12 protein-coding genes and 1 pseudogene are annotated in these 11,094 nt (G+C 35.9%); 7 read left to right on the top strand and 6 right to left on the bottom strand.

All coding sequences use genetic code 11. The annotated features are described in order from the left end of the window. Window positions 1-218 precede the first annotated feature (218 nt). Window positions 219-632 carry a hypothetical protein gene (locus CWR48_RS16615; RefSeq protein WP_115774449.1) on the top strand — a complete coding sequence of 138 codons (414 nt, stop codon included), beginning with the start codon at window positions 219-221 and terminating at the stop codon, window positions 630-632. Window positions 633-989: 357 nt separating this feature from the next. Then, window positions 990-2,345: an arsenic transporter gene (locus CWR48_RS16610; protein ID WP_115774448.1), complete on the top strand. Its 1,356-nt coding sequence runs from the start codon at window positions 990-992 to the stop codon at window positions 2,343-2,345. Between the two features lie 146 nt (window positions 2,346-2,491). Here the strand turns inward: CWR48_RS16610 and CWR48_RS16605 are convergent, their stop codons facing one another. The 3 genes from CWR48_RS16605 to CWR48_RS16595 all read right to left on the bottom strand — a co-directional run bounded on the left by CWR48_RS16605 (window position 2,492) and on the right by CWR48_RS16595 (window position 4,759). Beyond that, complete coding sequence (locus CWR48_RS16605; protein WP_115774447.1) at window positions 2,492-3,148, bottom strand: DUF2642 domain-containing protein; 657 nt, start codon at window positions 3,146-3,148, stop codon at window positions 2,492-2,494. Between the two features lie 170 nt (window positions 3,149-3,318). Beyond that, entirely contained in the window at window positions 3,319-4,143 is an 825-nt protein-coding gene (locus CWR48_RS16600) for a DUF6897 domain-containing protein (protein WP_115774446.1), read from the bottom strand. A gap of 49 nt (window positions 4,144-4,192) precedes the next feature. Further along, window positions 4,193-4,759 carry a hypothetical protein gene (locus CWR48_RS16595; protein WP_115774445.1) on the bottom strand — a complete coding sequence of 189 codons (567 nt, stop codon included), beginning with the start codon at window positions 4,757-4,759 and terminating at the stop codon, window positions 4,193-4,195. 260 nt (window positions 4,760-5,019) lie between these two features. Here CWR48_RS16595 and CWR48_RS16590 point away from each other — a divergent pair, with 260 nt between their 5' ends. Next, entirely contained in the window at window positions 5,020-5,580 is a 561-nt protein-coding gene (locus CWR48_RS16590) for a GNAT family N-acetyltransferase (protein ID WP_115774444.1), read from the top strand. 181 nt (window positions 5,581-5,761) lie between these two features. Here CWR48_RS16590 and hxlB read toward each other — a convergent pair whose 3' ends face one another. The 3 genes from hxlB to CWR48_RS16575 form a co-directional block, all read right to left on the bottom strand. Beyond that, window positions 5,762-6,319: a 6-phospho-3-hexuloisomerase gene (hxlB, locus tag CWR48_RS16585; RefSeq protein ID WP_115774443.1), complete on the bottom strand. Its 558-nt coding sequence runs from the start codon at window positions 6,317-6,319 to the stop codon at window positions 5,762-5,764. A gap of 16 nt (window positions 6,320-6,335) precedes the next feature. Further along, window positions 6,336-6,983, bottom strand: a complete 648-nt coding sequence (gene hxlA, locus CWR48_RS16580; protein ID WP_115774442.1) for a 3-hexulose-6-phosphate synthase — start codon at window positions 6,981-6,983, stop codon at window positions 6,336-6,338. A gap of 144 nt (window positions 6,984-7,127) precedes the next feature. Next, entirely contained in the window at window positions 7,128-7,496 is a 369-nt protein-coding gene (locus CWR48_RS16575; protein ID WP_115774441.1) for a winged helix-turn-helix transcriptional regulator, read from the bottom strand. A gap of 133 nt (window positions 7,497-7,629) precedes the next feature. On the opposite strand from CWR48_RS16575, the pseudogene CWR48_RS16570 reads away from it, so the two are divergent. From CWR48_RS16570 to CWR48_RS16555, 4 genes and pseudogenes are all read left to right on the top strand, one after another. Then, a pseudogene (locus CWR48_RS16570) lies at window positions 7,630-7,914 on the top strand (DUF817 family protein); the annotation flags it as partial. A gap of 208 nt (window positions 7,915-8,122) precedes the next feature. Beyond that, window positions 8,123-9,313, top strand: a complete 1,191-nt coding sequence (locus CWR48_RS16565) for a DUF4317 domain-containing protein (RefSeq protein WP_115774440.1) — start codon at window positions 8,123-8,125, stop codon at window positions 9,311-9,313. Window positions 9,314-9,403: 90 nt separating this feature from the next. Then, window positions 9,404-9,835: a GNAT family N-acetyltransferase gene (locus tag CWR48_RS16560; RefSeq protein ID WP_425453910.1), complete on the top strand. Its 432-nt coding sequence runs from the start codon at window positions 9,404-9,406 to the stop codon at window positions 9,833-9,835. Window positions 9,836-10,051: 216 nt separating this feature from the next. Further along, on the top strand, window positions 10,052-11,026 hold the full coding sequence (locus CWR48_RS16555) for an alpha/beta fold hydrolase (RefSeq protein ID WP_245976844.1): 975 nt from the start codon (window positions 10,052-10,054) through the stop codon (window positions 11,024-11,026). Window positions 11,027-11,094: the final 68 nt, after the last annotated feature.

The following is an 11,094-nucleotide window of genomic DNA, read 5'->3' as shown; positions in this document are numbered from 1 at the left end:
TCCAAAATCATATTATTTAGAATACAAAAAGTGTGCCTAGATGTCGAATTTTTTATTGTCTATTTTTAGGGGGCTTGACTACAGGCACCTGTTTAATTCGAGCAGGCAACCATGGGTAAACATATATTTTCATGTTTTCCCATGGTTGCCTAGACAGAAGTCCACCTTTTTACATATGATACATGGAGCTATAACATTATGAGAAAGTGGTGAACGAGTTGACGAATAATTCAATACTGGAGTTGGATAAACTGTTATTTCTTGTTGGAGAGAAAGATGAAGTTTCTAGCCTTCTAGCAAAGAAGAAGGAATCTGATAATAAGGAAAAAGATTCTAAAGAGAAGAAGGAATCTGATAATAAGGAAAAGGATTCTAAAGAGAAGAAGGAATCTGATAACGAGAAGGGCGCAGACAAGAAGAAAGATGGGGACAAGGAAAAAGGGCACAATAAGGAAAAAGCTGCCGATTCTGAAACAAACGCTGATGAGAACCAAAATGAAAATGATGATAATAATAATGCCGATGAGAACCAAAACGAAAATGATGATAATAATGCAGACGAAAAGAAAGGTCCTGGTCATGGTCCAGGTAAGAAACACGGTCCAGGGAAAAAAGGTCCCGGTAAAAAGTAAATATTATTTTGCTAATAATAAGGAACGTTTAATTGATCTGTACATGTATTTCACTGACATGACGGATCAATTTTTTAGTTTATAAAGGGACAAGCATTCGAACGAGCATGGTAAATCATTCAAATGATAGACAACTATCATCCTAGATTATCCATCATTGATTGACATACGCATATTTCTAATAGAATAAGCATTATCACTATCTCCTGTTATATAAGGATGAATATACATATAGAGAATAGGACATGTATGGACGAAAGCGGAACTAGACATTTAGCAATGAACGGCTTTTGTATGTGTAGGCGTAATTTAGCACATGAAATGTCCTATTAAATGAATGAAGAAGGGAGAATAGAAATGTCTTTTGAAATAGGGATAACGATCCTAGTTTTCCTAATGACCATGTCGATCATTTTTTGGCGCCCAGGGGGAATAAATGAAGCTTGGCCAGCTTCAATCGGGGCAGGAATTATATTACTAACAGGAATGGTCTCACGTGCAGATATTGCCGATATCATTAATAAGATTGGCGGTGCATCGATTACCATAATGGCAACTATTGTCATGGCAATCATTTTAGAGAGCTTCGGTTTTTTTAACTGGGCAGCGGCAAGACTTGCTACGCTTGCAAAAGGATCAGGTTACCATCTCTATTGGTATATCCAACTCTTATGCTTTTTAATGACCCTATTATTTAATAATGATGGAAGCATTTTAATTACAACACCAATCCTAATCATGCTTCTAAAAAATCTTCGCCTCAAACCAAATCAAATGATTCCGTATTTATTATCAGGTGCACTGATTGCAACTGCATCGAGCGCGCCGATTGGGGTAAGTAACATTGTGAATCTAATTGCACTTGAAATTGTCGATATGACGCTTTACATGCATACTGCGATGATGTTTGTGCCTGCTACAATCGGCTTACTATTTATGTCAGGGCTAATGTTCTTCGTTGTTAAGAAGAAATTACCGAAAAGGTTGCCGAGTATCGCATATGACATGGAGGAAACCTTTTTCACTAAGAATTTTCATCCATTGAAAGGTAGTTTCTCTGTAGAGACGAAACAAAAACGGACAAAATTCATGTTAAAAGTGCTATTGTTTGTGTTTATCATGCGCTGTCTACTATTTGTTGCTTCCTACTTATCAATTCCAATTGAATTGGTAGCTGTACTGGGCTCCGTGGTCCTGTTAATTTGGCGATGGTATCATTTAGGTACAAATCCTGTTGATATATTGAAAAAAACACCTTGGCACATTCTTATCTTCGCCTTCTCTATGTACGTCATTATTTACGGGCTCCACAATGCAGGCTTAACCGACTTTCTCGTTCGTGAAGCAGAACCAATTGTCACTCAGGGTCTAATGCAAGCCAGCTTTATCATGGGGGGACTAGTGTCTATCCTATCGAATTTCTTTAACAATCACCCTGCATTAATGATTGGAACGATAACGTTAACGGAAATGGGATTGGATCCGATTACTTTAAAAACGATTTACCTTGCAAATATTATTGGTAGTGACATTGGCTCCTTATTACTTCCAATTGGTACACTCGCTTCCCTTATTTGGTTGCATATCCTAAGACAGCATAAAATTAAAGTGAAATGGAAAGATTATTTAAGTGTATCCGTGATTGTTATCCCGATAACTACGGTTGTTACATTGTTACTGTTGTATTATTGGGTGCAAATGGTATTTGCATAAGAATGATAGCCTCCGGAATCAAAAGTAGAAGAGTGACAGGATAGAATATAAACCTATCATCTAGCAGTGATTATCCCCGTAAAGATTCTTCTTGTTCTTAAATAGAAAAAAACATAAGTGGAATTCTAAACGATTCCACTTATGCATTACTGAAAATGAATGGTTTGTACATGGTGTAAATTTACATATACGGTGTCCTGTCTAGCAGTTGCTAATTCTAGATAACTTCCCTGTATCTTCTTTAATTGTCCAATCTTATCTGTTGTTGATGCTAAATCAATGACGACAATTTGACCAATTAACTTCTTAATTTGAATATCTAATGTTCTTGATACATTGAGTGCAGATGGATTTACTGGCAGCATTTCCTTTTCTAAGGAGTAGGGTGTTTGGTTGTCATGGTATGGAATAAGCCATTTCAGATGGCGGAAAGGAATATACATCGTTTTATAGACAGGGGAGTAAAAAACAAAATAATCATTTAGGATACTTGTAATGTATCCATGGATCGATTGCTGACCGGTAACAAAAATCTCAGAAAACATGCCTTTAGCACTAGTTAGTACCTTTCTGAGGGAGATTTGGTCATTGATATGGACATTTGATTTATCTTCTAATGTGATTTCTTCATCCACGTTCTGTTTGACCTTTTGAATATGCATGTTAGAAACATAGATATAATCAATCCCGTTAAAAATAACAAGGACGTCGCTGCCGATATCAAGCAGAATACCAATATGGGTTTTTTTTCCGGAAATTTCTATTTCGATTACTTGTTGCAAATATTTATTAAGAATATCCATTTGTGTTAATCCCTCCTTCTTATTAAATTAGTGTTTGTTTTTAACATATAACAGTTAAGAAAATGTAATGATGAGAAGACAGATGCTATAGATAGAACTTAAGAATATGTCTTCCCACATTTTTATAGAAAGTTGAAGGGTCTGGTTTATCGGTATTTGAACTTCATCTATTAAGAATAATTCCTACTATTTGATCTTGCATTATTTGAACTTCGATAGGTAGCAACATGTTCCTTTTCTTCCCTAACCATTGATTCAGGTTGTCTTATTCTAGGAGAGAGGGTTCGATTTTTTGTCGTGTTCGATCCGCTTGGTTTGAGGAATTCATCCAGCGAATGATTGGACTTTTCTTCCGTTTTTTCTTTGCTAGTTTTCACTTGTACTTCATTCGTATTAATTTTTACTTCTCGCTTTTGGGTTTCTGCATTCGGGTTTTTACTTTCATCTTGATTGCTACCTTTGTTAAATCGTATTGGTTGTGCTTCTTTTTCAGGCTGCTTCGGCTTCGTTTCTTTATTATCATTATTTCCATTGCTTTGATTATCGGATTTAGTTGGATGCTTTTCGGTAGGTTTCTTTCCTAGCTTGCTAGAGAGCATCGCAATTTGCGAGATTGGTATGAATGTAATTTCATCTTTGACCACAAAGGTGATATAGCTGTTACTTACATTACTTAAAAAGCCTTGAATTTCTTCGGCTCCATCTCTGCTAACCATGAGCCACTCATTTTCAAATTCCTTAAGCAGCTCAAGGAAATTTCTATGGTTCGATACTGGAATATCTTCTATACTTCGTGGTTTAATATCTTTTGTGTTTTTTGTTAATTCTTTCATCTTATCAAGCTTTACATATTGAATGACATCTTTATCATCTTTTAATATGAGGTAATCCTCTTTTATTCCCGCTAATAATCCCTTGAGTGTATGTGGTCCGGGATATACGACTTTAATATTGAATCCAATTAAATGATTTAGAAAGGAATTACGTTCATTCAAACCGGGCACCTCCTTCTTACATGTTTATTATTTCAGAGAAAAGTTAGAGCTAACTTTTCTCTGATTCTTTCGATTTTTTATCGTCTTTATTCTTGTCATCCTTATTCTTATCGTCCTTATTCTTGTCATCTTTATCCTTTTGATCGCCGTCATTATCATCTTTGTCTTTTTTTGGTTTGTTGCCAATACTGATATTATTAATATGGAAGGTATATACACGGATTACTTCTTTATTGTGAACAAGTGTAATTAATTCATTGGTAATTTCATTTACGACACCTTCCGCTTTATCCGGGCCGCGATTAATTTGTACCCATTGGTATTTCAGGCTATTCAAAAGTGATTGAAAGCTTTCTGCTCGATGGCAATCAACTTCATTTAATTCATCAATCTCCAAGTCTGTTTCCTCACTTACATTTGTAGCGAAACTTTTTACATGATCTAAATTATAATAAAGTACGCCATCAGGCTTTGTTAAAAGCGTGATAAAGTCACTATTGACTGCCAGCAGTTTCCCTACTCTTGAATTTGGTCCGCCTTGATTAACTTTTATTACTTTATTAATTAAAGCTTCCAATTGCTTATTATTATTATTATTATTATTTGTTGATCCCATAATTCGTAGTCTCCTTTTTTTTAGTTTTCTATGCGATTTCACTGTATGTATATGCATCTCCGAATGACGATGAACTAGCCATGAGCCCGTTTCAATAACAATAAGGAGATTGCCTAACATAGTTTAAATGTCCAGCTAATACGGCGAAATGGGAGCGATATTAGTGCAACAAAGGCATCCCTATCAATTTTAAAAAATGATATTAATAATCTGAAGATAATGCTAAAATAATTGGAGAATTTTAAAAAAGGGGATTTGTAGTGGACAAAAATCTAGCACCATTTCCGATAATCGAAACAAATCGATTAATCTTAAGAAAAATTAAAGTAAGCGATGTAAACAATGTTTTTCAATATTTATCTGATAAAGAAGTAATGAAATATTATGGATTGGCACCTTTTGAAACTGTGGAAGATGTATTAAGTGAAATAGCATGGTATCAAACAATATTAGATAATAGTACTGGAATTAGATGGGGAATTACGCTAAAAGGGAAAGATGAGGTAATCGGTAGCTGTGGTTTTCTTAACATGGTTTCCGAACATTATCGAACTGAAATTGGTTATGAACTAAATAGAAGTTATTGGGGAAAGGGAATTGCAAATGAAGCACTTCAAGCAGTAGTAAGCTACGGGTTCAAGTATTTTAACTTACAAAGAATCGAAGCGTTAATTGAACCGCCGAACATATCGTCACGAAAGCTAGTAGAAAAACAAGGGTTTATTCGGGAAGGATTGTTGAGAAATTATGAGTTTGCCGGTGGAAAATTCGATGATATATATATGTATGCATTGTTAAAGCAGGATTTTGATGCACTATAATAGAAGCTTTCATAGATATATATATCATAAGTGTAACTAAGGTCTAAAGGCAGCTAGTGGAGCAATATTTCTACAAATCATCTTATTACTGCCTGTTGTGACTATTTTCGTATCTGGCTTTAATTGTTAAATAAGAACAAAAGCAGTTAGGAAAAAATCCTAACTGCTTTAATCGATACATTTATTCCAAATTAGCATGTTTTCCATACATTGTCTGTGAGTCGAGTCCCTTTTTCTCCATAAAGCGTAAAATAATCGCATCATAGAATAATAAAAGGGTCTGTTCGAATAAAGAGCCCATTGGCTGAATTGTTCGGTATTCGCTTGTCGTTTGATCCTTAGGTGCACCAGGTAATTGAACAGTAATATCTGCTAATCTCCCAAGTGTTGATTCAGGATTGATTGTGACAACTGCAACCGTTCCACCTATGCTTTTTGCTTTTTCAACCATTGGAATTAGACTTTTTGTTTCTCCGGAGCCGGTACCAATAATTAAAATATCATCTTCTTCATATGTCGCTGTAACTGTTTCACCAACAACATAAGAATCGAGTCCCATATGCATCATTCTCATGGCAAAGGCCTTGCCCATTAAACCAGAGCGACCAGCACCGGTAACAAAAATCTTATTCGATATAAGAATTTGCTCGACGAGTTTTTCCGCATCTTCATTCGTCAATTGCTCTGCAGCATGATGTAATTCATCGACAATTCTTTGTGCAAATTGTGCAGTCTGCATGGTGCCGCTTCCCTTCTTAAGCTACCGTACTTTCACTTTCTTCGATGAGCTTTTTCATTTCGGCAGCTACAGCGTTTTTATTGTCTTTACTTGTAATTCCACCACCAACAATAATAAGGTCTGGTTGTGATTTAATTACTTCTGGCAAAGTTTCTAATTTAATTCCCCCAGCAATGGCGGTTTTTGCATTTTTAACTACAGCTTTAATCGTTTCAAGGTCTTCAAAGGAATTCTTTCCTTCCGCTTGAAGGTCATAGCCAGTGTGAACACAAATATAATCGACACCAAATGAATCAAGCTCTTTCGCACGCTTTTCTATATCTTTTACTGCGATTAAATCGACTAGAATTTTCTTCCCTAATTTCTTCGCTTCGTCTACAGCTCCTTTGATTGAGCTGTCTTCTGCTGCACCAAGTATCGTGATAATATCTGCTCCTGCTTTAGAAGCTTGAGATACTTCATAACCAGCAGCATCCATTATTTTAATATCGGCAAGTACTGTTAAGTTTGGGTACGCGTTTTTCATTGCTCGAACAGCAGCATGTCCCTCGCTATTGATGATTGGTGTACCAATTTCTACAATATCAATTGAATCTTGAACTTCCTTTACAAGCTCAATCGCTTCTGGAATGTTAACAAGATCTAGTGCTAATTGAAGTTCCATGAATATTCCACTCCTTAGAATAATTTAGTTAAATTAACTATACCTATTACTCTAAAGTAAATATACAATAATTGTAAGTACGCACATTAATATCACATAGTCACAGAAAGTATACTGTGAAAATGGACAAAAGAGTTCAAATGATTATTTCACAGCTTCCCTAATCTCCACTCCATTCTTACTTGCAACATTCTCCATATAGTCTTCTCCCCATCTATACATCATGTCAAGAATAGGTAATAAGCTGATGCCGTGTTCAGTTAACGAATATTCTACTTTTGGTGGGACAACGGGATATACTTCACGATGGACGATGAGATCTTCCTCAAGCTCGCGCAGCTGTTTGACAAGCATTCTTTGCGTGATGCCTGGCATAAGTGATTTCAGTTCGTTAAATCGCTTCGTACCTTGTTTACCGAGATGCCATAATATGAGCATCTTCCATTTACCTCCGATTACACCGAGGGTTAGTTCTTTTTCACAGTTATACACCTTATCACAAAGATGTCCCAATCTGCTCAACTCCTTCGTGAATGTCATGTTTGTTTTGGTAGATAAGAACTTAATATATATTCTTCTATTATTACATGTTGAATGATTATTGTCTTAGAATCTGCTTGTTTGAATATTAATACTATCCTAGAAAGCGGGACTTGTCGTTATCGTCTTTTGGAAATCCTGGGTCACATACGATGTAGGTGGAATAAGATATCGGATGCCAATTGCACTTTCATTTGTGCTGATTGGATTGTTTATTTGGATAGCGGAGAATATCGCAACAGTTTTCGGTGCCTGGCAATATCCAAATCAACCCGATGCATGGAGTCTTGTCCATCTTGGCAAGGTGAGTTCATGGGTCCTGCTGGTGATTGTCAGTTTTCTTATAGTAGCGACATTAAAACTGGTAAAAGGTAAATTACAGAAGGACTAATAGATTGCAAAAGCTACGCTGGATTATTCGTAATCCGGCGTTTTAGAATAACCATGTCCAAAATAAAATGGAAATAATGTCTGAATATTGCTTCAATATTACAGTTGCTGGATACGGGAAATAGTAATTTCTATGTTAAAATAAAATAATGCCATACAAACTGAATCAGCAGGATGGCTAAAGTTCAACGAGCGGGAGCGGAGCAATTTTGAATAAAAAAGATATAGCCGATATTAAGAAGCAATTCAAAGTAAACAATGATTTATTGAAAATTAATGATATTTTTAATGTGTATATTATGAAAGAATCCAGTGATATTTACCATCACGAAAGTACACCATTTGAAATGCTCGAGCAGGAGCAACAGGATTTATTCATGGCAAACTTCAAGAAAGTACTGACAGGGCAACTGGATCAGAAATTATTTGAATTGAAATTTAGGCAAGACGTAGAGAATAGCAGTCAGCTTATTCTACATCAAGGAATTTTAGCAAACGATACAGAGGAATGGAAGACGCAAATGCTTCAGCTTGTTGCAAAAATGCTGACAGATAAGCAATATGAAAATGATATTGTCGTTACGTTTATTCGCGGTGAATATTTGAAACCGACCAAGCGAAGTAATGAAGATACTGAGGAAAGCAGTCGAGATAAGGTTTATTCACATTCCTTCATCCTCTGCAGTATTAATAAAACGCAGGACCCGAAAAAAGAATTGCTGTTTGACTATGTGGAGAAGGAATTTAAGTATCATTTCGTTGTCGACCCAGTGATTAATCTGAAGGCACCAATAGGAGGATTCCTGTTCCCTTGCTTCACGGATCATGCTGCAGATGTGAATCGAGTCCTTTATTCTGCTGAGAAAGCATATGAGTTGGATTATCATTTAATCGAGAACGTACTGAATGCAGAAGAAGCGATGACAGCAGAAGACGATAAAATTATTTTCGAGGAAATCGTGAAGGATGTGGCAGGTGACCAGATTAACACATCTACCCTTGCAAATGTCTATGATGAAATCCAGCGCGTGATTGAGGAAAATGAAGAACCAGAAGCACCAAAAATCGATTATAAAGACGTAGCGAATGTGCTGAAAAGCAGCGGAATCCAGGATGTTGATACAGAAAAAGTTGAGTCAGCATTTGATAAAATTATTGATGATAAAAACTATGAGATGAAGGCAACGAGTATTGTTCCAAAGTATTCATCCAAGTCAATTAAAATTAAAACGAAAGTAGCAGATCTATCCGTAAGCCCCCAAGAGCTTCGCTATGTTCGTCAGGTTCATATTGATGGTAAGCTATACCTCATTATTGAATTAGAGGAAAATACAATGATTGAAGGTTTTGAAATGCTTCCAGAAGCATTGTTCCATAAAGTAGAAGAAGATCCGGAATAAGTGGTGAAAAAAGGCGGGGTTCTTGCTTTTGCATAACAATGAGAGAGTAGACAAAATTGAGGAGGTATTGTAGTGAAACACCACCAAATCATGATTGTTCCGTATAATTCCGATTATGCTGAACAAACAGTGGAAATGTGGAGGAATAGTAAAGAACAGGCAATTGGTCAGAAGGAAATGCATAGCTTTGATAGTCACATCTACTTTATAAACCATATCTTACCTGTACAGTTTCAAATAGATTTAGCAATAATGGAAGAAAGTGTTGTTGGAATAATTGCCTATAATGAAACAGAAATAAGCCAACTTTATATCCACAAAGATTATCAAGGAATTGGTCTCGGTCAAATGCTATTAAATAAAGTAAAAGCACAATCAGGCGGTAGATTAACGTTGAACACATTTGAAGTAAACAAAAACGCACAACTATTTTATGAAAAAAATGGGTTTAAAATAATTGGCAAAGGCAACGAAAATGAGGAGAATTTACCGGATATTCAATATGAATGGGAAGTTGAATAGATATTTTGGTTCACTGCGGAGTTATTAATTCTACTGAAAAGAAGCATGTGCATAACAAGAAGAACGCCATTGTTGGTGTTCTTTTTTTAAGCCTAAAGTTGTATCTCAAAATATTTCTTAGGTGCATTACGAGAGATTTGCCCACACGCTAAGATTGAATAAAGGAGAACAATCTGATTCTCATGCTATTCATTTCTATAGGGGGTAGTGAAAATAATGAAAACTAAAAAGAAATCTAAACTTTTGGTCGGATTGAGGAATATTATATTAGCTATCGCAGCAGCACTTGTGATTTGGGGCATTTTCAGTAATCTAATGAATGTTTATGAACAAAAGAAATATTCAGCTGTCGGAGAGCTGGTGGAAGTTGATGGTAAAAATATGCATGTCTATACAGAGGGCGCAGGAGATCATACGATTGTTCTATTAAGTGGTTTTGGAACTGCAGCACCAGCACTTGATTTTGAACCTTTGATAAATGAAATGGCAGAGTACAACCAAGTGGCAGTGGTAGAGCCATTTGGGTATGGGTGGAGTGACATTACTGAGAAGGAACGGACAGTGGAAAACATTGTAGAAGAAATAAGGACTGCTTTAAAGGAAGCGAATATACATGGTCCATACGTATTGATGCCGCACTCAATTTCTGGAATCTACAGTATGTACTATGCTAATAATTACCCAGATGAAGTGGAAGCACTTATTGGCATTGATCCTACATTGCCACAGGCATTGGAATATTTTGACGAATCGGTCCCCAGCATGCCTTCCTATTTGCGTTATGTGGCACCAACTGGGATTGCAAGATTAGCATTATACTTATCTCCAGACAATTTCCTGCCAATAGCAGATGAAGATACGTATACGGAAGAAAATTTAAAGATGACAAAGGCTATATCTGCTTGGAAAGGTTATAACAAAAACGTGATCGATGAAGCAAATAGAATGAAATATAATATTGAAACAACAAAAGATATGACATTTTCGCCTGAGCTTCCTGTGATGATTTTTACTACTGAGGATAAGAATGAAAATGAAGAAGTGAAATCGAATGCAACATTCTATCGTACTCAACTAGATACAGGCGCTTCAAATAAGCTGGTGACAATGGAAGGGCATCATTATTTACACTGGACGAATTACGAAGAAATGAATGAAGCGGTGAATGAATTTCTGAAAAAAATTCCGTAATTAATAAATGCAGAATGTCAGAGAAAATAAGTATTGTATTCTATTTTTCAAAATGGTAAGATATCTAA

It is taken from the genome of Oceanobacillus arenosus (assembly GCF_003369575.1).
Lineage (GTDB): Bacteria > Bacillota > Bacilli > Bacillales > Amphibacillaceae > Oceanobacillus > Oceanobacillus arenosus.
Note: the sequence above shows the minus strand (reverse complement) of the source record. Positions and strands in the feature narration are given on the sequence as shown.